The following is a 24,178-nucleotide window of genomic DNA, read 5'->3' as shown; positions in this document are numbered from 1 at the left end:
TTAATTGTGCTCGTATTGTCCGTTAACAACAGTCGCTTTAACGTTAAAATCTCGGTCAAATACAGCTAGGTTTGCAACCATGCCTTTTTTGATTCGACCTAGCTTGGTTTCTACACCGATAGCCGTAGCTGGGTATAGCGTAGCCATGCGAAGAGCTTCGTCTAAAGCGATACCAGCGTGCTCAACTGTATTCTGAACTGCTTCAATCATAGTCAGAGCCGAGCCGCCCAGTGTGCCGTTTTCATCAACACACTTACCATCTCGGTAATATACTTTCTTACCGACAAAAATAAAGTATTCCATGTCAGCACCTGCAGGAGCTGTGGCATCCGTCACTAATACCAACTTTTCTCCCTTGATTTTATGCGCAATTCTGATGTTTGCGTAATCAACGTGGAAACCGTCGGCAATGATGCCTGCGTACACCTCAGGTGTATCGTAAATCGCGCCAACCACACCAGGTTCACGACCAACCATAGGTGTCATTGCATTGAATAGATGCGTTGCAAACGTGATTCCCGATTCAAAACCTTGACGCGCTTCTGCGTAAGTTGCGTTGGTGTGACCAATAGAAACAACTACGCCAGCTTTACGTAGACGCTCGATGTGTTCTGGGTCGTTAAGCTCAGGAGCTAGTGTTACTTTCGCAACAAGGTCACTGTTCTCACAGATAAGCTCGATCATTTCGCTATCAGATTTGCGGATGTGATCGACGCTGTGGATGCCTTTTTTTGCAACGTTTAGGTACGGACCTTCAAGGTGCAGGCCTAAAGATTGGTTTTGGTATTGGTTGTGGTACTCGCGAGCTGCTGTGATAACGGCACGCATGTCTTCATCTGATGAAGTGATTAGCGTTGGAAGGAAGCTAGTACAGCCAGATTTAAGGTTTGCTTCGTGCATGATCTGCATGGTTTCTGCAGTGATCTCATCATTAAGCATTACACCGCCACAACCATTCAGTTGTAGATCAATGAAACCCGGGCTTAGGTTTGCTCCGTCTAGGTCGCGAACCTCGATTCCTTCTGGCAATTCAGAGATAGGACAAACTTTTTTGATCAGTTCGTTTTCAATTACAACAGCATGATCGGTTAGAACATCACTACCAGTGTAAATTTTACAGTTACTTAGCGCGTACATAGTCAGCTAATCCTTATTTCTTGAGATCTTTTAAATTCATTCGTTACCTAAATGCGGACTTAGTTTGCGAGCATCATTTACGTAACGATTTATCTTTTATGGGCAAACGGCTCCAAAGTGGGAGTCTACTTAAGTTGTTGAAAAAACAATGAACAATTAGTCTTTATTATACATTTAGGTTCATTGTTAATGGTTATTCATACGGCAATGCAAGCCCAGAGATACCATCTTTTTGCCTAATGAGTAGATTTGGATTTTATCTATAAATGTTCATTTTTTTGAATGATAAAATAAGTTTTATGATCTCGCTAGCAAAAACCTCTGGATTTGGTAAAAACTGGTGATTACGATCACAAATGGTAAGGTTTTAATTTGCGGAGCAAAATTAATTGAATACACTGAATAGGACTAAATTGAGCGACTAAAATAAGTTTCTCAAACGAATTCTAAAAAATCCTATAGGGGGAAACAACTGGTGAATATTCTAGGATATGCACAGAAGCTTGGTAAGGCGTTAATGCTACCAATCGCAACGCTTCCGATTGCGGCGCTTCTTTTACGTTTAGGTCAAGGCGATCTACTTGATATTCCATTCATGGCGCAAGCTGGTGGTGCTATCTTCGGTAACCTACCATTGCTATTTGGTCTAGGTATCGCGATTGGTCTTTCTAAAGACGGTAACGGCGCAGCAGGTCTTGCTGGTGCAGTTGCTTACTTCGTACTAACAGCGACAGCAACGACAATTAACGCAGACGTTAACATGTCATTCTTCGGCGGTATCTTCGCTGGTATCATCGCAGGTCACTCTTACAACGCTTTCCACGCGACACGCCTTCCAGAGTGGCTGGCTTTCTTCGCGGGTAAACGTTTAGTACCTATCATGGCCGGTCTATTTGCACTTGTTGCAGGTGCAGTGTCTGGTGTGGTTTGGCCTGGTGTTCAATCTGGTCTAGACGCACTTGCTCACGCAGTATCAACGTCTGGCGCTATCGGCCAATTCGTTTACGGTACTCTTAACCGTGCACTTATCCCTGTAGGTCTACACCATGTATTGAACTCATACTTCTGGTTCGGTATGGGTACATGTCAAGAAATCATCGTTGCTGGTCAAGGCGCATTCGCTAATATCACTCAACTTTGTGTTGACCCAGCACTGGCTAAAACTCTAGTTGTTGGCCAAGAGCACACATTCACATTCGCTAACTCTGTAACTCCAGAAATCACTACTGTAGTTAAAGAAGTGACTGAAACTGTTAAATCTGGTGACCTACACCGTTTCTTCGGCGGCGATAAAGGCGCTGGCGTATTCATGAACGGTTTCTTCCCTGTAATGATGTTCGGTCTACCAGGTGCTGCACTTGCAATGTACCTAGCTGCTCCTGCTGAAAAACGTAGCCAAGTTGGTGGCGCACTATTCTCAGTTGCATTCTGTTCATTCCTAACAGGTATCACAGAGCCGCTAGAATTCATGTTCGTATTCCTAGCTCCTGCTCTATACGCAATGCACGCCGTATTTACAGGTCTGTCTCTAGTAGTTGCTAACATGTTTGGTACTCTGCACGGTTTCGGTTTCTCTGCTGGTCTTATCGACTTCGTATTGAACTGGGGTCTAGCAACTAAACCATTCGTACTACTACTAATCGGTCTTGGCTTCGGTGCTCTATACTTCTTCACTTTCTCTTTCGCAATCCGCGCTTTCAACTTGAAATCGCCAGGTCGTGAAGATGATGACGAAGCTGTTGCAGCTCCTGCTGGCGACGCACCAAAGGGCGACCTTGCACGTCAATACCTGAAAGCTCTAGGTGGTCACGACAACCTAACTTCAATCGACGCTTGTATCACTCGTCTACGTCTAACTCTTAAAGACCGCTCTGTTGCTGATGAAGTTGTTCTTAAGAAACTAGGTGCTAAAGGTGTGGTAAAACTAGGTGAAAACAACCTACAGGTTATCCTAGGCCCACTAGCTGAAATCGTAGCTGGCGAAATGAAAGCTATCGGTGCAGGTGAAGACCTATCTGATGTAAAACTTCCATAGTCAGGGAAGTACTTAACTGAGCTGTAATTAATACTCTCAAGTAAGTGTCAAATTGAAAGCCTCCCACATGGGAGGCTTTTTTGTGCCTACGATCTAAGAGTAACGAACGCGGTTCGTTCTATTCTTCATCGAATAGCAGAAATAATCGCAATTAAGGGACGGTTCTTATTGTGCAAAGGCAAAGAATTGTGGATGATTAGCAACAATGATCTTTCTATCTTTGACCGGTGCTCTAACCGACCGTTTCTTTGAGATGAAAGGTAACTTTCTCTGACAATACTAAATACATAGAGGTGCTATAGATGAGTGAAGCTGAGGCTCGTCCATCGAATTTCATTCGCCAAATTATTGATAAAGATTTAGCGGATGGTACACACAGTAGCGTGCATACTCGTTTCCCGCCGGAACCAAATGGCTACCTGCATATTGGTCACGCTAAATCTATTTGCTTGAACTTTGGTATTGCTCAGGACTACCAGGGACAATGTAATCTTCGTTTCGATGATACAAACCCTGAAAAAGAAGACGTTGAATACGTTGAGTCAATTAAGAATGATGTAAGCTGGTTAGGCTTCGAATGGTCTGGTGATATTTGTTACTCATCAAACTACTTCGATACGCTTTACGCTTATGCTGTGGAATTAATTAATAAAGGCTTAGCGTATGTTGACGAGCTAAGTCCTGATCAAATCCGTGAGTACCGTGGCACGCTAAAAGAGCCAGGTAAAGCGAGCCCATACCGTGATCGTAGCCCTGAAGAAAACCTAGCGCTATTTGAAAAAATGCGTGACGGTGGCTTTGAAGAAGGTAAAGCGTGTCTGCGTGCTAAGATCGACATGAGTTCTTCATTCATGGTTATGCGCGATCCTGTTATCTATCGTGTTCGTTTTGCTCACCACCATCAAACTGCTGACAAGTGGTGCATTTACCCAATGTACGACTTTACTCACTGTATCTCTGATGCGCTGGAAGGTATTACGCACTCTATCTGTACGCTTGAATTCCAAGATAACCGTCGTTTGTACGATTGGGTTCTAGATAACATCACGATTGATTGCCAACCTCGTCAGTACGAGTTTAGCCGCCTGAATCTTGAATACACAGTGATGTCTAAGCGTAAGCTGAACCAACTTGTGGTTGAAAATCTCGTTCAAGGTTGGGATGACCCACGTATGCCTACTATTTCTGGCCTGCGTCGTCGTGGTTTTACTTCAAGCTCGATTCGTGAATTCTGTAAGCGTATTGGCGTGACTAAGCAAGAGAACATGATTGAATTCGGTTCACTTGAATCTTGCATCCGTGATGATCTGAACGAAAATGCACCTCGTGCAATGGCTGTTCTGGATCCAGTTAAGATCGTTATTGAAAACTACGAAGCCGATGCAGTAGAAACGCTAACTGTTGCAAACCACCCAAACAAGCCAGAAATGGGCACTCGTGAAGTACCATTTACACGTGAAGTTTGGATTGAACGTGATGACTTCCGTGAAGAAGCAAACAAGAAGTACAAGCGTTTGGTTCTAGGTAAAGAAGTTCGTTTACGTGGCGCTTACGTGATCAAAGCTGAGCGTATCGAAAAAGATGCAGAAGGCAACATTACCACTATCTTCTGTTCTTACGATAACGAAACACTGGGTAAGAACCCTGCAGATGGCCGCAAAGTGAAAGGTGTTATCCACTGGGTATCTGCTGATAAAGCGCTGCCTGCTGAGATTCGTTTGTACGATCGTCTATTCACAGTGGCAAACCCAGCCGCTGCTGATGACTTCGCTGCAACGCTAAACCCTGAATCACTTGTTACGCTAAACGGTTTTGTTGAACCTAGCTTAGCTGAAGGTGTTGCAGAGCAAGCGTACCAGTTTGAACGTACAGGTTACTTCTGTGTGGATTCGAAAGACTCTAAAGCAGGTGCATTAGTCTTCAACCGAACGGTTGGTCTACGTGACACTTGGGGTAAAACTGAAGCTTAATGCTTGAGTACTTAGTTTGTTAAAAGCGATCCAATAAAAAACCGGCTTAGAGCCGGTTTTTTTGTGTCTGAATAATGCGTGGATCTAAAGAATAATCTAGCGGACTTTCAGCCCTATATAAAAAACGCTGGCCTAAGCCAGCGTTCTATATTACTTCTTCGCTTTATGTGCGTCTGGATTGCCTTTGCAATCTCCGCTAATGCTTTTGCCGTATAAGTATAAACTGTGGTTTGTCAGTTGCACATTGTAACGCTGAGCAATCTCTTTTTGTCTTTCTTCGATGATGTCATCAGAGAATTCGATCACTTCACCACAGTCTAAACACACAAGGTGGTCGTGGTGGTGCTGTGTAGAAAGTTCAAATACAGACTTGCCGCCTTCGAAGTGGTGGCGAGTTACAATGCCAGCGTCGTCGAATTGGTTAAGTACTCGATAAACGGTTGCAAGACCGATTTCTTCACCTAGGTCAATCAGCTTCTTATATAAATCTTCAGCACTAATATGTTGGCAGTCTGGCTGTTGTAATACTTCTAAAATTTTGAGCCGTGGAAGGGTCACTTTAAGACCTGCATCTTTTAGCGCTTGATTATTGTCTGACATATACTTTCCTGTTGATGATCTGCAGCAATTAACAGAATTCAATATTAATACCATTATAGTTTAGTCAGACATAACAATAAACCACGAACTTCAAAGGGTTACTTACTGACATCACAATCTGTTTTGTAAATTGGAAGTATCTCACTTATAGTGGAGGTACGACCAGTCAAGGTGACGGTGTTTCTGATATGAACATGGAATGTTGTTATGAATAAGCAACTCGCAAAAATATATAAACCCAACATTGTAAAATTTGCTCTCAATATCTGGCCTCCTTTTTGGGGCTCGGGAATTCGAATAGCCCACATTAGCGCTGACTTTAGGGTTGTTAAGACGGTACTTAAGCTACGTTGGTGGAATAAGAACGCCAATCGTACTCAATATGGCGGTAGTATCTTCTCTCTTACTGATCCCGTTTACTCTTTGATGTTAATGGGAATTTTAGGGGAGCGGTATTATGTTTGGGATAAAGAGGCGAGTATTAACTTTATCAAGCCGGGCCAATCCGACTTGTATGCAGATTTTGAGATAAGCCAGGGGCAACTTGATGATATTTATCGTCAGACGCAGCTTGGTGAAAAGTGTTTCCCTGAGTTTATTATCCACGTGAAAGATAAGCAGGGGAATGTGGTTTCAGAAATTCAGCGTACCCTCTACGTAAGAAAGAAGCCGCAATTTAGAGATGATGACGAAGCATTAGAAGCTGAGTGTTAATGAATAGATTTTAAATAGCAAAAAACCTCCGATAAGGAGGTTTTTTCATATTTATATAATGGTTATTAATTGTAACAATTAATAACCAGCAGAGAATTAGTCTTCTAGCTCTGCTAGGCACATTTCTTCATGGATTTGTTTAACCCAATTAGATACGCGCTCATCAGTTAGCTCAGGTTGACGGTCTTCGTCGATACATAGACCAACAAATTGGCTGTCATCGCCTTCAACTAAACCTTTTGATGCTTCGAATTCGTAGCCTTCAGTTGATGTGTGACCTAGGATAGTACCGCCTTTCGCTTCAACGATGTCACGGATAGTACCCATAGCATCACAGAAGTATTCTGCGTAATCTTCTTGATCGCCACAACCAAAGATTGCAACAAGTTTAGTTGAGAAATCAATAGCTTCTAGCTCTGGGAAAAAGTCATCCCAATCACATTGTGCTTCGCCGTAGTACCACGTAGGGATACCAAGCAGCAGTAGATCGAAGTTATCGATATCTTCTTTGCTGCTTTTTGCAATGTCTTGAACGTGAACGAGCTGTTTGCTCAATTGCTTTTGAATCATCTTAGCAACAGCTTCAGTGTTACCTGTATCGCTACCAAAGAAGAGACCTACACTTGCCATAGAATCATTACCTTTCATTTTGTCTGTTGTCGGTGTAATAAAGTTCGGAAGAGAATCGTTAGATCCCAGTTCCTTCCCAGCTTAGTTGGATTATCCCTTTGGCGATAAAACCCGCACAGCCAAGGAAAAGTACTAACCACACAATGCGACGACCAAATGCAGGAACATTTCCCTGCTTGAGAACGTCCTTAATTGCCATACCGATTAAAAAGAAAATCGCGGCAAACAGGAGATCTAAACCAACAGATTCGATGATGTTCATGTAGTCGTAAAGCATGGGAACCTTATATACCAATTTTGCTTGGGCGCACTATATCACTGTTGTGAGATAAAGTTAATCTGCAGTAATTACACAGCTCTCATTTATCTGCACGAAAATAGTAGCTAAGCGATGAATTTTCTAATTGCTCTAAGCACTTCTGCTGGTTTTTCAGCATGCAGCCAGTGACCCGTATTGGCAATGACATGTGCCTTGGCGTTAGAAAATTGCTGCTGAACGGCCGTTTGATGCTCAGCTGTGAGGTAATCTGAGTCACCACCCTTTATTAGCAAGGTTTTGACTGAGGTTTTATCAATCGGTTCCCAACCAATAATTTGTGGGTAGTTGTTGAATAGCGAGGCAACGTTGAAACGCCATTCCATGATGCCTTGTTCTGATTTGAACAAAGATTTCGTTAAGAACTGGCGAACGCCATCAATCTCGATGTGTCTTGCGAGGATCTTTAGCGCATCTGTGCGTGAGGTTGGCTTTTCTTCAATCACGGCTTGTAGACCGGCGAATACGTTGTCGTGTCGACTTTGAGTGTACGCGACCGGTGCCATATCCAAGACAATCAATTTTTGCAGCGCAAGGTGTTGTGTTAGTGCCATCGCCACTTTGCCACCCATAGAGTGACCAATCACGGTGACATCTTCTAAATCAAGATCATTCAGCAGTTGAGCTACATCTTGTGCCATTGCTTGATAATTATGAGAGTCGCAATGGAAGGATTGACCGTGGTTGCGTAGATCGATACTAAGCACTTTATGATCGGCTTTTAGATCCCTAGCGAGCAAGCCAAGGTTGTCCAGATTACCGAATAATCCATGGATCAAAACAATGGTGTGACCCTCACCTTCAATTTTATAGTTGAGCTGTACTGACATTTTTATCTTATTCATGGTGGGTTTGACGTAGAGTATCCGCGCGGATCTCGCTATAATCCCCCAGAGTTTAAACATTGAGATTGTGAAAAGCGAATGAAAACAATTGAGGTTGATGAGGACCTATACCGTTTTATTGCGGGTCAGACAGAACGTATTGGCGAAAGCGCTTCAGATATTCTGCGCCGCTTGTTACAGGTTGATAGCCAAGGCATGGCTCCGATCGAAGAGATCGTCGAGCCTAAAGGTATCGTTGTTAGCAAAGAGGTAGGCTTTACTCCAGAGAAGTTCGATGGCGTTAAAGAAATGCGCTCACTACTAATATCAGATGAGTTTGCATCACTAAAGAAAGCCATTGATCGCTTCATGCTTGTGTTATCAACACTGCATAAAATCGACCCTTTAAGCTTTTCAGAAGCAACTCAAGTAAAAGGCCGTAAGCGCGTTTACTTTGCAGACAATGAAGCTACGTTGCTAGCAAACGGCAACACGACGAAGCCTAAAGCTATTCCACAAAGTCCTTTTTGGGTTATTACTAATAACAATACAAGCCGAAAAAGACAGATGGTTGAGCAGCTTATGAGCCGCATGAATTTCCAAGCAGAATTGATAGAAAAAGTAACAGGTTCAATTTAACGAAATCTGATTTAAACCTCATAATATCCATGGATAAGAAGATATTATGAGGTTTTTTTGTTTTTAAATTTTATATATAAGGATGTCGAAAAATGGCTATGCACCCTCGTGCTGGGCAGAAAGCTCAGCAGGAAGATCTTCATAATATCCCGGCTTTAGTTGCGAACTATTTCTTACAGCAACCGGATGCTACTAACCCAGATCACAAAGTACTTTTCGGTACTTCAGGTCACCGCGGTACAGCAGACAAATCAACATTTAACGAAAACCACATTCTAGCGATTGCACAAGCGGTTGCTGAGGTTCGTGCCGAACAAGGTACAACTGGCCCTCTTTTCTTAGGTAAAGATACTCACGCTCTGTCTGAGCCTGCGTTCTCTACGGTTATCGAAGTGCTTGTAGCGAACGGTGTTGAAGTTATTATTCAAGAAAACAATGGCTTTACTCCAACACCTGGTATCTCGCACGCGATTCTTACTCACAACCTAGTGAATGACAAAAAAGCCGACGGCATTGTTATCACGCCTTCGCATAACCCACCTCAAGACGGCGGCATCAAATACAACCCGACGCACGGTGGCCCGGCTGAAGCTGAACTTACTCAAGCGATTGAAGACCGTGCGAACGTGATTATTGCTGAGCAAATGCAAGGTGTTAAGCGTACTCCTATCGCACAAGCTAAACAGTCTGATCTAGTAAAAGAAGTCGACTTAGTTGCGCCATACGTCGCTGATTTGATTAACGTCGTGGATATGGAAGCGATCCAGAAAGCAAACATCAAAATTGGTGTTGATCCACTGGGTGGCAGCGGTATTGATTACTGGCGTCAAATTGGCAAAGCGTACAATCTAGATCTTACTCTGGTAAGTGAAGCGGTTGACCCTTCATTCCAATTTATGTCTCTAGATAAAGATGGTGTGGTTCGTATGGACTGTTCTTCACCATACGCAATGGCGGGCTTGCTTGCGCTTAAAGATGAGTACGCACTAGCGTTTGGTAACGACCCAGATTACGATCGTCACGGTATCGTGACACCTAAAGGCTTGATGAATCCAAATCACTTCTTAGCAGTGTGTATTGATTACCTATATCGTAACCGTGAAGGTTGGGGCAAAGACGTAGCAGTTGGTAAGACACTAGTATCAAGCGCATTAATCGACCGAGTAGTTGCAGACCTTGGTCGCGAACTTTGTGAAGTACCAGTTGGATTCAAATGGTTCGTTGACGGTCTATACAACGGTCAGTTTGGTTTCGGTGGTGAAGAGAGTGCGGGTGCGTCTTTCTTACGTAAAGACGGAACGCCTTGGTCAACAGACAAAGATGGCCTAATTCTTTGCCTACTTGCGGCTGAGATCACAGCTGTAACTGGTAAGAACCCACAAGAATACTACGAAGAGCTTGCTGCTAAACACGGCGAATCTAAGTACAACCGTATTCAAGCTGTGGCAAATGGTGCGCAAAAAGATGTGCTGAAGAAGCTGTCTCCAGAGATGGTTTCTGCTGAAACACTCGCTGGTGATACGATTACTGCTCGCTTAACACATGCACCAGGTAATGGCGCTGCGATTGGTGGCCTGAAAGTGACAACTGAAAACGGTTGGTTTGCAGCTCGTCCATCAGGCACGGAAGACATCTACAAGATCTACTGTGAAAGCTTTAAAGGTGAAGAGCACCTAAAAGCAATTGAAGCAGAAGCTCAAGAGATTGTTAACCAAGTATTTGCAGCCGCTGGCCTATAATCCAATACGATTCATAGCGTTATCAAGCAAATAGTAGAAGGGTTGATGTGAAAGCATCAGCCCTTTTTATTTGTCTGTAAGTAAGTGGCTAAGACTAAGTCAACTCAATGGTTGAATGGATTAGCCGTGTGGCCAACTTTGTGGCATCACAAACCAGAATTGCCCGGACTTGGTTTGCCCATGGACGAAGCGATCACCAAACTCGGTGATAGGCTGACTGTTGAAATCATCCGTCCCGGCCGCCCATTGTTCTTTGGTGAGAGGGTAGAGCGCTTCAGTGATTAGATGAGCTTGGTCTTGATAGCACCAAAAACCGTTTACTTGGCTTGGGTTAATGTCGTAACCCAAACATTCAGTAGGTACTTTTTGATCTAAGAATGGGTTGGTGTATAGACGACCTTGCATAAGTAAGTGCTTTGAGTCGACATTGATCTCTGGATATTGCTCAATAAACGCTGCAGAAGAGGACATTGCCAACTGGTGGCTGAGCATCCTGTCGAGTTTCTTATCCAATTGGTCGTGAGAATTTGGACCAAACCATGTCTGTTCGTGGAGCAGGTAAAACTTAATCGCCACTTCCCAATGTTCCAGCTTTTGGTTGCTCCCTTCTTCAAGAATAAAGTCGATTGCACCGAGAGTTCTGCCTTCCACATTGATCTGAATCTCATCGTGCTTAATCGAGTAATTCGGTGAGGCAGTGATCACTTGTTCGCATAGATGTTGATAGAGGAAACCTAATCTAGGATTACCATCATAAGTATGTGATGAGTCGATGGCATGGTGGCTAGAGAATACCCCGAGATCAGAAATGGGTGGCTTAATTTCCAGTAGCGGCGGTGAGCCAATCACCCATTGGTAAAAACGTTGCAGCTCAGTCATTGGTTCCTCGTAAACTTTAGTCATCTGTTCTTAATAAACAGAGGGCAGGGCTTTCGACATTCTACCCGTAAATTGATATAACGACGTTATTATAAAGGTAAGCTGGAAATAAAAATGAATAACTTACAATTAGAAAAGCTACTTAACGAAAAACTGCAGCCACAGCAGATTAAAGATTACTGTCCAAACGGTCTTCAAGTTGAAGGCAATGCTGAAGTAAAACGCATCATTACTGGCGTGACGGCTTCTCAGGCTTTGATTAATAAAGCAGTCGAGCTAAAGGCTGATGCTTTGTTAGTTCATCATGGGTTCTTTTGGAAAGGTGAGCCAGAAGCCATTCGCGGGATGAAAGGTAAGCGTATTCGCACATTGATCAAAAACGATATCAATCTGTTAGGTTACCACCTTCCTCTTGATATCCACCCTGAGCTTGGTAATAACGCGAAACTGGCCGAGTTACTTGAGATTGAAGTCGAAGGCGGTTTGGAAGGGCACCCACAATCGGTTGCTATGTTTGGCAAACTAAAAACACCAATGACAGGTGAAGAGTTTGCCGTAAAAATTGACCAAGCTCTGAATCGCAAACCACTGCATATCGCTCCAGAAAACCAAAACAAAACGATTACGACTGTCGGTTGGTGTACTGGTGGTGGCCAAGACTACATTGAGCTAGCTGCTTCTCAAGGTATTGATGCATTTATCTCTGGTGAGATTTCAGAACGTACAACTTACTCAGCACGCGAGCAAGACATTCATTATTTTGCTGCTGGCCACCACGCGACTGAGCGATACGGTGTAAAAGCGCTAGGCGAATGGTTAGCGAAAGAGCATGGCTTGGATGTTGAGTTTATTGATATCGATAATCCAGTGTAAGAACAGATACGAGTCGAGTGTATCTCTCATGCCTTTGGAGAACCTCGTAAGTTTTTCTATACGCTTCGTGAGATCCCCAACTTGTTCGTCCCTCGCTCTTGGGGATGACGAGCAACTATAAATTTGTATCCGTCGATGTGATGCGCCAGTCAGACCGTTAAAGGATTATATCCGATTCCGTCATTTTCTAGACTGACGAAGGAAGGAGTAGGAAATCTCTTTGAGAGTAACGTTGGAAGGCCGTTATAGAGCTTAAAAATATCTCGTATAAAAGAAAAGGGTTGATGCTTTCGCATCAACCCTTTTTAACAATTGTACTTTAATCGCAACTATTCACGTTCGTGAAGTGCTTTAAAGTCACGTTGCTCTTCACCAGTGTATAGCTGACGAGGACGACCGATACGGTTCGTTGGGTCGCTGTGCATTTCGTTCCAGTGTGCAATCCAACCGATAGTACGAGACATCGCGAAGATTACTGTGAACATTGATACAGGAATGCCGATAGCTTTCAGAATGATACCTGAGTAGAAATCTACGTTCGGATATAGCTTCTTAGACACAAAGTATTCATCAGATAGGGCGATACGCTCAAGTTCCATTGCTACGTCAAGTAGTGGATCTTGGATGTTTAGCTCTTTAAGTACTTCGTGACACGCTTCGCGCATTACTGTTGCACGTGGATCGTAGTTCTTGTAAACGCGGTGACCGAAGCCCATCAAACGGAATGGGTCATCTTTGTCTTTCGCTTTTGCAACATACTCTTCGATGTTATCTACGCTACCGATCTCTTCAAGCATACGTAGACATGCTTCGTTTGCACCACCGTGAGCTGGGCCCCAAAGTGACGCGATGCCTGCTGCGATACACGCAAACGGGTTAGCACCAGATGAACCAGCAAGACGAACTGTAGACGTTGAAGCGTTTTGTTCGTGATCAGCGTGTAGAGTAAAGATTTTATCCATTGCACGAGCAACGATAGGGTTCACTTCGTACTCTTCACATGGGTTTGCAAACATCATGTGTAAGAAGTTTTCAGCGTAGCCTAGGTCGTTACGTGGGTAGATAAACGGCTGACCGATTGAATATTTGTAACACATTGCTGCCAGTGTCGGCATTTTGGAAATCAGGCGGTAAGCCGCAATTTCACGGTGTGTATCGTTGTTGATATCAAGTGAGTCGTGGTAGAACGCTGCTAGAGCGCCTACAACACCACACATTACAGCCATAGGGTGAGCATCACGACGGAAGCCGTGGAAGAAACTAGCAATCTGCTCATGCACCATAGTGTGACGTGTCACGGTAGTCTTGAACTTTTCGTATTCAGCTCGAGATGGGGCTTCACCGTAAAGAAGTATGTAACATACCTCTAAGTAATCAGCGTTATTGGCAAGTTGGTCAATTGGATAACCACGATGTAAAAGAATACCTTTTCCACCGTCAATAAAAGTGATTTGAGACTCACAAGATGCAGTGGCAAGAAAACCAGGGTCAAAAGTGAAAAAACCATTAGAACCTAGTGTACGAACATCGATCACTGGAGTACCAAGTACACCTTCTGTAATCGGCAGCTCGATTGGCGCTTGACCTTCAATGTGAAGGGTAGCTTTCTTATCCGCCATAACAATCTCCTTTGTTTATTATTAATCCGTCCAGGATGTTTATGTGCCATTTTTTTACTGGTCTTACGTGGGAAAGTCAATTTTTCTACAGCTTTGTGTGCACTTGTTAGTGTTTTTTACATTAAATTCGTTAAAAATCTGGTCTGTGTAGCATTATTTGTTACATCAATTGTATTAGAATGTTGCCAGCCGTATAGTGGCGCTGAAAAGTTTGGTTAAAACCTTATAAATGCAAGGCTAAGAAGAAATGTGAGGTGTCTTTCTTAATCGAGCAGTTAACAATTATTTTACAATTATCTAAGGCTCAACTTCGGTTATTTGTTAAGTTAATGTTAAATTTTGAAGGTTGGCAATCAAATTTTGTCCATAACAATATCATAAGGTTATTTAATGACCATAATGCTCAATGGAGCTGAGTGAGCAAGCCCGTGAAAGAAAGAAAGACAAGACCTGTTAATTTAGATTTACAGACCATCCACTTTCCAATCACAGCAATAGCTTCCATCCTACACCGTGTGTCTGGGGTGATAACTTTTGTCGCGATTGGAATTTTGCTTTGGTTACTATCCATTTCCCTCTCATCCCCAGTAGGCTTTATGGAAGCTAGCGACATTGTCGATGGTTTCTTCGTGAAGTTTATTCTGTGGGGCATTTTAACCGCTTTGGCTTACCACATTGCTGGTGGTATTCGTCACCTTCTTATGGACTTAGGTCACTTTGAAGAGCTGGAATCTGGCGCTAAGAGCGCTAAGGTTGCATTCGCAGCAACAGCGGTATTGTCTCTACTAGCGGGGATCTTAGTATGGTAAACAACGTTTCTACTTTTGGTCGTAATGGTGTTCATGATTATCTACTGATTCGTGCAACTGCCATCATTATGACGCTTTACACTATTTACCTAGTTAGCTTCTGTGCTTTCTCTGGTGATATCTCTTACGCATCTTGGACGCAATTCTTTGGTGGAACCTTCACTAAAGTCTTCACCATGTTAGCGCTTACTTCTGTTTTGGTTCACGCGTGGATCGGCCTATGGCAAGTACTAACTGACTACATCAAATGCGCAAAACTGCGTGTTGGTCTTCAAGTCGGTGTTGTTGCAGTTCTTCTTGGATATTTCTTCTCTGGTCTGTTTATTTTGTGGGGTGCGTAAGTGACTATTCCTGTTCGTGAGTTTGATGCCGTAGTTATCGGCGCTGGTGGTGCAGGTATGCGTGCCGCACTGCAAATTTCTGAGCAAGGCCTTTCTTGTGCATTGCTTTCTAAAGTTTTCCCTACTCGTTCTCATACGGTTTCAGCGCAAGGCGGCATCACTGTTGCTCTTGGTAACGCGCATGAAGACCATTGGGAACAACATATGTATGACACAGTAAAAGGTTCTGATTACATCGGCGACCAAGACGCTATCGAATACATGTGTAAAAACGGTCCTGAGTCGGTAATCGAACTTGAAAAAATGGGCCTACCTTTCTCTCGTTTTGAGAACGGTACTATTTACCAGCGTCCTTTCGGTGGTCAATCTAAAAACTTTGGTGGTGAGCAAGCGGCTCGCACCGCAGCTGCAGCTGACCGTACTGGTCACGCACTGCTTCATACGCTTTACCAACAAAACATTAAACACAAAACGACGGTTTTCTCTGAATGGTATGCACTGGATCTTGTGAAGAACGAAGATGGTGCAATCTTAGGTACAACCGCGCTTTGTATGGAAACTGGCGAAGTTTGCTACTTCAAAGCGAAGGCAACAATCCTTGCTACTGGTGGTGCTGGTCGTATCTACGCTTCGACAACTAACGCACACATTAACACTGGTGACGGTGTTGGTATGGCGATTCGTGCTGGCGTTCCAATGCAAGACATCGAAATGTGGCAGTTCCACCCAACGGGTATCGCTGGCGCAGGTGTATTGGTAACGGAAGGTTGTCGTGGTGAAGGTGGTTACCTTCTCAATAAAGACGGCGAACGCTTCATGGAACGTTACGCACCAAATGCTAAAGACTTAGCGGGTCGTGATGTTGTTGCACGTTCAATGATGGTTGAAATCCGTGAAGGTCGCGGTTGCGATGGCCCTTGGGGTCCACACATCAAGCTGAAGCTTGATCACCTAGGTAAAGAGACACTTGAATCTCGTCTTCCTGGTGTATGTGAACTGTCTCGTACCTTTGCTCACGTTGATCCAGTAAAAGAGCCAATCCCAGTAATCCCAACATGTCACTACATGATGGGTGGTGTTCCAACACAAGTTTCTGGTCAAGCTATTAAGCAAACTGAAGATGGCAACGATGTTGAAATCCAAGGTCTATTTGCTTGTGGCGAAATCGCATCAGTATCAGTACACGGTGCCAACCGTCTAGGTGGTAACTCACTACTTGATTTGGTGGTATTTGGTCGTGCAACAGGTCTACACCTAGGTGAGACTCTGAAGAAGCAAGACGAAGCGAAACCAGCAACTGAAGCAGACATCGAGCGTTCTCTAGAGCGTTACAACCGTTGGGAAAACAGTACTGACGGTGAAGATCCAGCGCAAATCCGTAAAGATCTTCAACAATGTATGCAGAATAACTTCTCAGTATTCCGTGAAGGCAAAGCAATGGCTGAAGGCCTAGAAGAGCTTAAAGCGATTCGCGAGCGTCTGAAGAATGCACACCTATCTGATAAGTCTACAGAGTTCAACACTCAACGTATCGAGTGTCTAGAGCTTGAAAACTTGATGGAAACGGCATTCGCAACGGCTGTTGCTGCAAACTTCCGTACAGAGAGCCGTGGCGCACACGCTCGATTCGATTTCCCTGACCGTGATGATGAGCAATGGCTATGCCACTCACTTTACAACCCAGAGTCAGAGAGCATGACTAAGCGTGGTGTAAACATGGAACCTATCCATCGTGAAGCGTTCCCACCAAAAGCACGTACGTACTAAGGAGATATGACCATGAAACTGAATTTCTCTTTATACCGTTACAATCCAGATGTCGACCAGAAGCCTTATATGAAGGAATACACTCTAGAAGTGGATGAAGGTTCAGACATGATGCTTTTGGACGCGCTGATTCTGTTGAAAGAGCAAGATCCAACTATCTCATTCCGTCGCTCATGCCGTGAAGGTGTATGTGGCTCGGATGGTTTGAACATGAACGGTAAAAATGGTTTAGCGTGTATCACGCCATTGTCTGCGCTTTCTGGCCAAGACAAGATAGTGATTCGTCCACTGCCTGGCTTACCTGTTGTTCGTGACCTGATTGTAGACATGACTCAGTTCTACGATAACTACGAAAAAGTGAAGCCATTCTTAGTGTCTGATGGCAATGTGCCACCGGCTCGTGAAAACTTACAAAGCCCTGATGAGCGTGCTCATTTAGATGGATTGTACGAATGTATCATGTGTGCATGTTGTACAACGTCATGCCCATCGTTCTGGTGGAACCCTGACAAATTCATCGGACCAGCAGGCCTGCTTGCAGCGTACCGTTGGCTAATTGATAGCCGAGATACAGCGACAGATGAACGTTTGTCCGATCTTGATGATGCATTTAGCGTTTTTCGTTGCCATGGCATCATGAATTGTGTAAGTGTTTGTCCTAAGGGATTAAATCCGACGAAAGCTATTGGTCACATCAAGACCATGCTAGTGAATCGTTCGGTTTAAGTTATATAAAAATTGCCGCCCTAGAAGTTTTGGGGCGGCCTTTTAATAGCTCGGCATAGACCGCAGCAAACGTGAAAACTACTGGTTAAGGGAAAATATGCACAACGGCGTGATGAAGGCATGGCTCGAGTCTTCACACTTGGCTGGCGCCAATGCAACGTACGTAGAAGAACTCTATGAACTGTATCTAAGTGACCCAGATTCGGTAAGTGACGAATGGAGAAGTGTTTTTGAAGAATTGCCTGTGCAAGCTTCAGAGACAGTGGAACAACCACACTCTCGTGTTCGTGAATACTTCCGTCGACTCGCTCAAGAAACAAAGCATTACAGTGTCCAAGTTAGTGATCCAGATGTCGATGCGAAACAAGTAAAGGTTCTGCAACTAATTAATGCTTATCGATTCCGAGGGCATCAATCAGCAAATCTAGACCCCCTAGGTTTATGGAAAAGAGATACAGTTGAAGAGCTGGATCCTTCTTTCCACACTCTTACCGAAGATGACCTCAATGAGACGTTTAACGTCGGCTCTTACGCGATTGGCCAAGAGACGATGGTGCTTAAAGATTTATACAAATCTCTAAAGCAGACTTATTGTGGTTCTATTGGTGCTGAATACATGCACATGACAAATACAGAGCAAAAACGTTGGATTCAACAACGTTTAGAGTCTGTATCTGGTCAACCCTCTTTCAACAAAGAAGAAAAGCAAGCTTTCCTAGAAGAGCTAACTGCAGCTGAAGGTCTTGAGCGCTATCTTGGTGCGAAATTCCCAGGCGCGAAACGCTTCTCGTTGGAAGGTGGTGATGCGCTTATCCCAATGACGAAAGAAATTATTCGTCATGCTGGTGGACAAGGCATGCGTGAAGTTGTTGTTGGTATGGCTCACCGTGGTCGTCTAAACATGTTGGTCAACGTGCTTGGTAAAAAACCACAAGACCTATTTGACGAATTTGCGGGCAAGCACGATGACACGTGGGGTACTGGTGATGTGAAATACCACCAAGGCTTCTCTGCGGACTTCGCAACGCCAGGCGGCAACGTTCACTTAGCACTTGCATTTAACCCATCTCACTTAGAAATCGTAAACCCGGTAGTTATCGGTTCAGTACGTGCACGTCAAGATCGCCTTGGTGATAGTGACGGTAGCCGTGTACTTCCAATCACTATCCACGGTGACTCAGCTATCGCAGGTCAGGGTGTAGTGCAAGAGACGTTTAACATGTCTCAAGCTCGTGGTTTCTGTGTCGGTGGTACGGTTCGTATCGTTGTAAACAACCAAGTTGGTTTTACAACATCTAACCCGCGCGATACTCGTTCTACGATGTACTGTACTGATATCGCGAAGATGGTTCAGGCTCCGATTTTCCACGTTAACTCTGATGATCCAGAAGCGGTTGCGTTCGTTGCGCGTCTTGCATTGGATTACCGTAATACGTTTAAGCGTGATGTTGTTATTGATTTGGTTTGTTACCGTCGCCACGGTCACAACGAAGCCGATGAGCCGAATGCAACACAGCCTTTGATGTACCAAAAAATCAAGAAGCACCCAACGCCACGTAAGCTTTACGCTGACGTGCTAATGGAACGCGGTGAGTTTGGTATTGATACAGCAACTCAACTTGTTAACGAATATCGTGATGCACTTGATCACGGTGAAGTTGTGGTTAAAGAGTGGCGCCCAATGGCACTTCACTCTGTGGACTGGTCTCCTTACCTAGGTCACGACTGGAACATCGAATGGGACAACAAGATTGATATCGAGCGCCTGAAAGAGCTTGGTACCAAACTTTGCCAATATCCAGACAGCCATAAGCTGCAAAGCCGAGTCAATAAACTGTACAACGATCGTACTGCCATGGTGAATGGCGAGAAACAAGTCGATTGGGGTATGGCTGAAACTCTGGCTTACGCAACACTGGTTGATGACGGTAAGCGTATTCGTATCTCTGGCCAAGATTCTGGCCGTGGTACGTTCTTCCACCGTCACTCAGTACTGCACAACCAATCAGATGCAAGCACGTATGTTCCTCTTGCGAACATTCATGACAAGCAAGGGCCATTCCAAGTGTTTGACTCGGTATTGTCTGAAGAAGCGGTACTGGCATTTGAGTATGGTTACGCAACAGCAGAGCCAAGCGGTCTAACCCTTTGGGAAGCACAATTTGGTGACTTCGCAAACGGTGCACAAGTTGTTATCGACCAATTTATTTCGTCAGGTGAGCAAAAGTGGGCACGTCTATGTGGTCTAACTATGCTGCTTCCTCACGGTTATGAAGGTCAAGGCCCAGAGCACTCTTCTGCACGTCTTGAGCGTTACCTTCAGTTATGTGCTGAACAAAACATGCAGGTTGTTGTTCCTTCAACACCGGCTCAGGTTTACCACATGATTCGTCGTCAGGTTGTTCGACCAATGCGTCGTCCTCTGATTGTAATGTCACCTAAGTCATTGCTTCGTCACCCTCTGTGTACTTCTTCTCTGGAAGATTTGGCAGAAGGTACGTTCCAACCAGCTATCGCAGAAATTGATGATTTGGCTCCTGAGAACGTAAAACGCGTCGTGTTCTGTTCAGGTAAGGTTTACTTTGACCTACTTGACCAAAGACGTAAGAACGAGCAAGACGATGTCGCTATTGTGCGTATTGAGCAACTTTACCCGTTCCCTTACGAGGACGTGAGAGCTGCAATTGCACAGTACACGAATGTAGTCGATTACGTTTGGTGTCAAGAAGAGCCTCAAAACCAAGGTGCTTGGTACAGTAGCCAACATAATTTCCGAGCTGCTATCCCAGTGGGTGCTGATATTCAATATGCAGGTCGTCCTGCATCAGCATCACCAGCTGTTGGCTATATGTCGGTACACTTGAAACAACAAAAAGCGTTAGTTGACGACGCTTTGACCCTACTTAAGAACTAGAAGTAAAAGGAAAACACGCACATGACAATTGAAATTCTGGTTCCAGATTTACCTGAATCTGTGGCTGATGCAACAGTTGCTACTTGGCACAAAAAACCGGGCGAAGCGGTTGCACGTGATGAAGTCATTGTAGATATCGAAACAGATAAAGTAGTTCTAGAAGTACCGGCTCCTGAAGCGGGTGTTCTGGAAGCTATCATCGAAGAAGAAGGTGCTACGGTACTTTCTAAACAGCTTCTGGCTAAAATCAAGCCGGGTGCTGTCGCTGGTGAACCAACGAAAGATACAACGGAAGATACAGAAGCTTCTCCTGATAAGCGCCACAAAGCGGTTCTTACAGAAGAGAGCAACGACGCACTAAGTCCTGCGGTTCGTCGCCTGCTTGCAGAGCACAACCTACAACCAGCTGACGTTAAAGGCACTGGTGTTGGTGGTCGTATTACTCGTGAAGACATCGATGCACATCTAGCAGCAGCGAAAGCGGCTCCGGCAGCAGCATCTGCACCAGCAGTTGAAGCGCCAGCAGCAGCTCGTAGCCAAAAACGCGTACCTATGACTCGCCTACGTAAGACAGTTGCAAACCGTCTTCTAGAAGCGAAGAACAGCACAGCAATGCTGACTACTTTCAACGAAGTGAACATGAAGCCAATCATGGACCTTCGTAAGCAGTACAAAGACCAATTCGAGAAGCGTCACGACACGCGTCTTGGCTTCATGTCTTTCTACGTGAAAGCAGTAACAGAAGCGCTAAAACGTTTCCCAGAAGTGAACGCTTCTATCGACGGTACAGATATCGTTTACCACAACTACTTCGACATCAGCATGGCAGTATCAACGCCACGTGGTCTAGTAACTCCAGTTCTGAAAGACTGTGACACACTAGGTTTCGCTGACATCGAAAAAGGCATCAAAGAGTTAGCAATCAAAGGCCGTGACGGCAAGCTAACTGTTGATGAGCTGATGGGCGGTAACTTCACTATCACAAACGGTGGTGTATTTGGTTCTCTAATGTCTACGCCAATCATCAACCCGCCTCAAGCGGCAATCTTGGGTATGCACAAAATCCAAGATCGTCCAATGGCAGTTGACGGCAAGGTAGAGATTCTACCAATGATGTACCTAGCGCTTTCTTACGACCACCGTCTAATCGATGGTCGTGAATCAGTTGGCTTCCTAGTGACCATCAAAGAGCTACTAGAAGATCCTGCACGTCTGCTATTAGACGTTTAGTATCGCTAAAACGTCTAGTTAGCCCAGTTAGCTAGACGTAAAAAGTTTCAAAGGCTAGGCTGCTCAACGTCTGGCCTTCACTTGAACTGTAAAGCCATTAGAAAATGGACAGCAGTTTATTTGAGAAGACCCTACAGACGTAACACAGGAAACTGTGTCGTTATGGAAATAATAATCCCTTAAGGGAAAATAAACGGAATATCAAAATGAATTTGCATGAATACCAAGCCAAACAGCTGTTTGCAGAATTCGGTTTGCCTGTACCAGAAGGTTTCGCATGTGATACAGCACAAGAAGCTTTCGAAGCTGCAGGCCGTATCAGTACAGCCAAGAAAGTCGTTAAGTGTCAAGTACACGCTGGTGGTCGCGGTAAAGCGGGCGGCGTAGAGCTACATGACACGAAAGAAGGCGTTAAAGAGTTTGCACAAAAGTGGCTAGGTAAAAACCTAGTGACTTACCAAACAGACGCTAATGGTCAGCCTGTAACAAAGATCCTAGTTGAAGAAGCATCGAACATTGCTAACGAGCTTTACCTAGGTGCTGTTGTTGACCGTGCAACGCGCAAAATTGTATTCATGGCGTCAACTGAAGGCGGTGTGGACATTGAGAAAATCGCTGAAGAAACTCCAGAGTTGATTCACCAATCAGCGATCGATCCTCTAGTGGGCCCTCAAGCTTACCAAGGCCGTGAACTTGCGTTCAAACTTGGTCTAGTTGGCGATCAAATTAAACAGTTCGTTAAGATCTTCATGGGTCTTGGCCAAATGTTCTCTCAGTACGACCTAGCTCTACTAGAAATCAACCCGCTTGTAATTACTGGTGAAGGCAACCTGCTTTGTCTAGACGGCAAGATCAACATCGACTCAAACGCGATGTACCGTCAGCCTAAACTACGTGAAATGCACGATCCATCTCAAGAAGATGAGCGCGAAGCACACGCAGCACAGTGGGAACTGAACTACGTAGCACTAGATGGCAACGTTGGCTGTATGGTTAACGGTGCAGGCCTTGCGATGGGTACGATGGATATCGTAAACCTACACGGCGGCAAGCCAGCAAACTTCCTTGATGTAGGCGGCGGCGCGACAAAAGAACGTGTAGCTGAAGCATTCAAGATCATCCTTTCTGATGACAATGTTAAAGCAGTACTAGTAAACATCTTCGGTGGTATCGTTCGTTGTGACATGATTGCTGAAGGTATTATCGGTGCGGTTAAAGAAGTTGGCGTAACAGTTCCTGTAGTTGTTCGTCTAGAAGGTACTAACGCAGACTTAGGTCGCGAAGTACTTGCTAATTCTGATGTTGATATCATTGCAGCTGAATCTCTAACAGATGCTGCTCAGAAAGTTGTTGCTGCTGCGGAGGCTAAATAATGTCTGTATTAATTAACAAAGACACTAAAGTAATCTGTCAGGGTTTCACTGGCGGTCAAGGTACATTCCACTCAGACCAAGCTATCGCATACGGTACGCAAATGGTTGGTGGTGTTTCACCTGGTAAAGGTGGTCAAACTCACCTAGGCCTTCCAGTATTCAACACAGTACGTGAAGCAGTAGAAGTAACTGGCGCAACAGCAACAGTTATCTACGTACCAGCTCCTTTCTGTAAAGATGCAATCCTAGAAGCGATTGATGCAGGTATCGAACTGATCGTAACGATCACTGAAGGTATCCCTACAACAGATATGATCGACGTTAAAGTGAAGCTAGAAGAAACTGGCGTTCGCATGATCGGTCCTAACTGTCCAGGTCTTATCACTCCAGACGAGTGTAAGATTGGTATCATGCCTGGCCATATCCACAAGAAGGGTAAAGTAGGTATCGTATCTCGTTCAGGTACTCTGACATACGAAGCAGTTAAGCAAACAACAGATGAAGGCTTTGGTCAGTCTACATGTGTTGGTATCGGTGGTGACCCAATCCCAGGTTCAAACTTCATTGATATCCTAAAACTTTTCCAAGAAGACCCAGAAACTGAAGCAATCGTAATGATTGGTGAAATCGGTGGTACTGCGGAAGAAGAAGCGGCTGAGTTCATCAAAGCAAACGTAACTAAGCCAGTTGTATCTTACATCGCTGGTGTTACTGCTCCTCCGGGTAAACGTATGGGCCACGCAGGCGCAATCATCTCTGGTGGTAAAGGTACTGCTGAAGATAAATTCGCAGCACTAGAAGCAGCAGGCGTTAAGACTGTTAAGTCTCTTGCTGACATCGGCAAAGGCCTACGTGAAATCACGGGTTGGTAATCAGCTGGCTTTTATCGATTGAGATAGAAGTTAACTGAATGGTATTAAAAAGGCTTGGTCAGTGACCAAGCCTTTTTTATGTTCTTGAGATACGAGATACGAGATACGAGATACGAGATACGAGATACGAGATACGAGATACGAGATACGAGATACGAGATACGAGATACG

Annotated in this window: 21 protein-coding genes; 14 read left to right on the top strand and 7 right to left on the bottom strand. The window is 44.5% G+C overall.

Annotated features, from left to right (window positions below):
- Window positions 1–1,137, bottom strand: coding sequence for an N-acetylglucosamine-6-phosphate deacetylase (gene nagA / locus FTW16_RS05650; RefSeq protein WP_146490379.1), 1,137 nt, complete (start codon window positions 1,135–1,137; stop codon window positions 1–3).
- 475 nt (window positions 1,138–1,612) lie between these two features.
- On the opposite strand from nagA, the gene nagE reads away from it, so the two are divergent.
- Window positions 1,613–3,172, top strand: a complete 1,560-nt coding sequence (gene nagE / locus FTW16_RS05645; protein WP_048612171.1) for an N-acetylglucosamine-specific PTS transporter subunit IIBC — start codon at window positions 1,613–1,615, stop codon at window positions 3,170–3,172.
- A 302-nt stretch (window positions 3,173–3,474) separates the two neighbouring features.
- Window positions 3,475–5,142 (top strand): glutamine--tRNA ligase, encoded by a 1,668-nt coding sequence (gene glnS, locus FTW16_RS05640; protein WP_146490378.1) that lies wholly within the window; start codon window positions 3,475–3,477, stop codon window positions 5,140–5,142.
- A gap of 150 nt (window positions 5,143–5,292) precedes the next feature.
- Here the strand turns inward: glnS and fcrX are convergent, their stop codons facing one another.
- Window positions 5,293–5,742, bottom strand: coding sequence for a ferric iron uptake transcriptional regulator FcrX (gene fcrX / locus FTW16_RS05635; protein WP_048606469.1), 450 nt, complete (start codon window positions 5,740–5,742; stop codon window positions 5,293–5,295).
- Between the two features lie 207 nt (window positions 5,743–5,949).
- Here fcrX and FTW16_RS05630 point away from each other — a divergent pair, with 207 nt between their 5' ends.
- Complete coding sequence (locus tag FTW16_RS05630; RefSeq protein ID WP_060982212.1) at window positions 5,950–6,456, top strand: DUF4442 domain-containing protein; 507 nt, start codon at window positions 5,950–5,952, stop codon at window positions 6,454–6,456.
- Window positions 6,457–6,552: 96 nt separating this feature from the next.
- Here FTW16_RS05630 and fldA read toward each other — a convergent pair whose 3' ends face one another.
- The 3 genes from fldA to FTW16_RS05615 form a co-directional block, all read right to left on the bottom strand.
- Complete coding sequence (gene fldA, locus FTW16_RS05625) at window positions 6,553–7,086, bottom strand: flavodoxin FldA (RefSeq protein WP_010436745.1); 534 nt, start codon at window positions 7,084–7,086, stop codon at window positions 6,553–6,555.
- Window positions 7,087–7,144: 58 nt separating this feature from the next.
- Entirely contained in the window at window positions 7,145–7,363 is a 219-nt protein-coding gene (locus tag FTW16_RS05620; RefSeq protein ID WP_009847328.1) for a DUF2788 domain-containing protein, read from the bottom strand.
- Window positions 7,364–7,470: 107 nt separating this feature from the next.
- Entirely contained in the window at window positions 7,471–8,232 is a 762-nt protein-coding gene (locus tag FTW16_RS05615; protein WP_146490398.1) for an alpha/beta fold hydrolase, read from the bottom strand.
- A gap of 93 nt (window positions 8,233–8,325) precedes the next feature.
- Here FTW16_RS05615 and seqA point away from each other — a divergent pair, with 93 nt between their 5' ends.
- Window positions 8,326–8,865, top strand: coding sequence for a replication initiation negative regulator SeqA (seqA, locus tag FTW16_RS05610; protein ID WP_017061953.1), 540 nt, complete (start codon window positions 8,326–8,328; stop codon window positions 8,863–8,865).
- Between the two features lie 92 nt (window positions 8,866–8,957).
- Entirely contained in the window at window positions 8,958–10,604 is a 1,647-nt protein-coding gene (pgm, locus tag FTW16_RS05605; protein WP_146490377.1) for a phosphoglucomutase (alpha-D-glucose-1,6-bisphosphate-dependent), read from the top strand.
- A 120-nt stretch (window positions 10,605–10,724) separates the two neighbouring features.
- Here pgm and FTW16_RS05600 read toward each other — a convergent pair whose 3' ends face one another.
- Window positions 10,725–11,483, bottom strand: a complete 759-nt coding sequence (locus tag FTW16_RS05600; protein ID WP_146490376.1) for a DUF1853 family protein — start codon at window positions 11,481–11,483, stop codon at window positions 10,725–10,727.
- Between the two features lie 114 nt (window positions 11,484–11,597).
- On the opposite strand from FTW16_RS05600, the gene FTW16_RS05595 reads away from it, so the two are divergent.
- A complete protein-coding gene (locus FTW16_RS05595; RefSeq protein WP_105057460.1) occupies window positions 11,598–12,356 on the top strand; it encodes a Nif3-like dinuclear metal center hexameric protein in 759 nt (252 codons plus the stop codon).
- 329 nt (window positions 12,357–12,685) lie between these two features.
- On the opposite strand, the gene FTW16_RS05590 is transcribed toward FTW16_RS05595, so the two are convergent.
- Entirely contained in the window at window positions 12,686–13,975 is a 1,290-nt protein-coding gene (locus FTW16_RS05590; protein WP_017630646.1) for a citrate synthase, read from the bottom strand.
- A 416-nt stretch (window positions 13,976–14,391) separates the two neighbouring features.
- Between FTW16_RS05590 and sdhC the strand changes: the two genes are divergently transcribed.
- From sdhC to sucD, 8 genes are all read left to right on the top strand, one after another.
- Window positions 14,392–14,784, top strand: coding sequence for a succinate dehydrogenase cytochrome b556 subunit (gene sdhC / locus FTW16_RS05585; RefSeq protein WP_019820486.1), 393 nt, complete (start codon window positions 14,392–14,394; stop codon window positions 14,782–14,784).
- Window positions 14,778–15,125 carry a succinate dehydrogenase, hydrophobic membrane anchor protein gene (gene sdhD, locus FTW16_RS05580; RefSeq protein WP_010436768.1) on the top strand — a complete coding sequence of 116 codons (348 nt, stop codon included), beginning with the start codon at window positions 14,778–14,780 and terminating at the stop codon, window positions 15,123–15,125. Before sdhC ends, sdhD begins: the two co-directional genes overlap by 7 nt.
- Window positions 15,126–16,892, top strand: coding sequence for a succinate dehydrogenase flavoprotein subunit (gene sdhA, locus FTW16_RS05575; RefSeq protein WP_017061947.1), 1,767 nt, complete (start codon window positions 15,126–15,128; stop codon window positions 16,890–16,892). It begins immediately after the preceding gene.
- A gap of 12 nt (window positions 16,893–16,904) precedes the next feature.
- Window positions 16,905–17,618: a succinate dehydrogenase iron-sulfur subunit gene (locus FTW16_RS05570; RefSeq protein ID WP_010436773.1), complete on the top strand. Its 714-nt coding sequence runs from the start codon at window positions 16,905–16,907 to the stop codon at window positions 17,616–17,618.
- Window positions 17,619–17,715: 97 nt separating this feature from the next.
- Window positions 17,716–20,532 carry a 2-oxoglutarate dehydrogenase E1 component gene (sucA, locus tag FTW16_RS05565; RefSeq protein ID WP_017630648.1) on the top strand — a complete coding sequence of 939 codons (2,817 nt, stop codon included), beginning with the start codon at window positions 17,716–17,718 and terminating at the stop codon, window positions 20,530–20,532.
- A gap of 21 nt (window positions 20,533–20,553) precedes the next feature.
- Window positions 20,554–21,762, top strand: a complete 1,209-nt coding sequence (gene odhB / locus FTW16_RS05560) for a 2-oxoglutarate dehydrogenase complex dihydrolipoyllysine-residue succinyltransferase (protein ID WP_146490375.1) — start codon at window positions 20,554–20,556, stop codon at window positions 21,760–21,762.
- A 206-nt stretch (window positions 21,763–21,968) separates the two neighbouring features.
- Window positions 21,969–23,135, top strand: coding sequence for an ADP-forming succinate--CoA ligase subunit beta (gene sucC / locus FTW16_RS05555; RefSeq protein ID WP_010436793.1), 1,167 nt, complete (start codon window positions 21,969–21,971; stop codon window positions 23,133–23,135).
- Window positions 23,135–24,007 carry a succinate--CoA ligase subunit alpha gene (sucD, locus tag FTW16_RS05550; protein WP_004734209.1) on the top strand — a complete coding sequence of 291 codons (873 nt, stop codon included), beginning with the start codon at window positions 23,135–23,137 and terminating at the stop codon, window positions 24,005–24,007. The genes sucC and sucD overlap by 1 nt, the downstream gene beginning before the upstream one ends.
- The last annotated feature ends 171 nt before the right edge of the window (window positions 24,008–24,178 follow it).

Source organism: Vibrio sp. T20, assembly GCF_007858795.1.
In the GTDB taxonomy this organism is placed as follows: Bacteria; Pseudomonadota; Gammaproteobacteria; order Enterobacterales; family Vibrionaceae; genus Vibrio; species Vibrio satsumensis.
Note: the sequence above shows the minus strand (reverse complement) of the source record. Positions and strands in the feature narration are given on the sequence as shown.

What these genes read in the sequence shown, in the direction of transcription:
- FTW16_RS05595 (WP_105057460.1), top strand. Translation starts at nt 11,598, where the DNA reads ATGAATAACTTACAATTAGAAAAGCTACTTAACGAAAAACTGCAGCCA.
- FTW16_RS05590 (WP_017630646.1), bottom strand. Translation starts at nt 13,975, where the DNA reads ATGGCGGATAAGAAAGCTACCCTTCACATTGAAGGTCAAGCGCCAATC.
- odhB (WP_146490375.1), top strand. Translation starts at nt 20,554, where the DNA reads ATGACAATTGAAATTCTGGTTCCAGATTTACCTGAATCTGTGGCTGAT.
- sucC (WP_010436793.1), top strand. Translation starts at nt 21,969, where the DNA reads ATGAATTTGCATGAATACCAAGCCAAACAGCTGTTTGCAGAATTCGGT.
- sucA (WP_017630648.1), top strand. Translation starts at nt 17,716, where the DNA reads ATGCACAACGGCGTGATGAAGGCATGGCTCGAGTCTTCACACTTGGCT.
- glnS (WP_146490378.1), top strand. Translation starts at nt 3,475, where the DNA reads ATGAGTGAAGCTGAGGCTCGTCCATCGAATTTCATTCGCCAAATTATT.
- FTW16_RS05600 (WP_146490376.1), bottom strand. Translation starts at nt 11,483, where the DNA reads ATGACTGAGCTGCAACGTTTTTACCAATGGGTGATTGGCTCACCGCCG.
- FTW16_RS05620 (WP_009847328.1), bottom strand. Translation starts at nt 7,363, where the DNA reads ATGCTTTACGACTACATGAACATCATCGAATCTGTTGGTTTAGATCTC.
- FTW16_RS05570 (WP_010436773.1), top strand. Translation starts at nt 16,905, where the DNA reads ATGAAACTGAATTTCTCTTTATACCGTTACAATCCAGATGTCGACCAG.
- fcrX (WP_048606469.1), bottom strand. Translation starts at nt 5,742, where the DNA reads ATGTCAGACAATAATCAAGCGCTAAAAGATGCAGGTCTTAAAGTGACC.
- sucD (WP_004734209.1), top strand. Translation starts at nt 23,135, where the DNA reads ATGTCTGTATTAATTAACAAAGACACTAAAGTAATCTGTCAGGGTTTC.
- FTW16_RS05630 (WP_060982212.1), top strand. Translation starts at nt 5,950, where the DNA reads ATGAATAAGCAACTCGCAAAAATATATAAACCCAACATTGTAAAATTT.
- seqA (WP_017061953.1), top strand. Translation starts at nt 8,326, where the DNA reads ATGAAAACAATTGAGGTTGATGAGGACCTATACCGTTTTATTGCGGGT.
- sdhD (WP_010436768.1), top strand. Translation starts at nt 14,778, where the DNA reads ATGGTAAACAACGTTTCTACTTTTGGTCGTAATGGTGTTCATGATTAT.
- nagA (WP_146490379.1), bottom strand. Translation starts at nt 1,137, where the DNA reads ATGTACGCGCTAAGTAACTGTAAAATTTACACTGGTAGTGATGTTCTA.
- pgm (WP_146490377.1), top strand. Translation starts at nt 8,958, where the DNA reads ATGGCTATGCACCCTCGTGCTGGGCAGAAAGCTCAGCAGGAAGATCTT.
- fldA (WP_010436745.1), bottom strand. Translation starts at nt 7,086, where the DNA reads ATGGCAAGTGTAGGTCTCTTCTTTGGTAGCGATACAGGTAACACTGAA.
- FTW16_RS05615 (WP_146490398.1), bottom strand. Translation starts at nt 8,232, where the DNA reads ATGTCAGTACAGCTCAACTATAAAATTGAAGGTGAGGGTCACACCATT.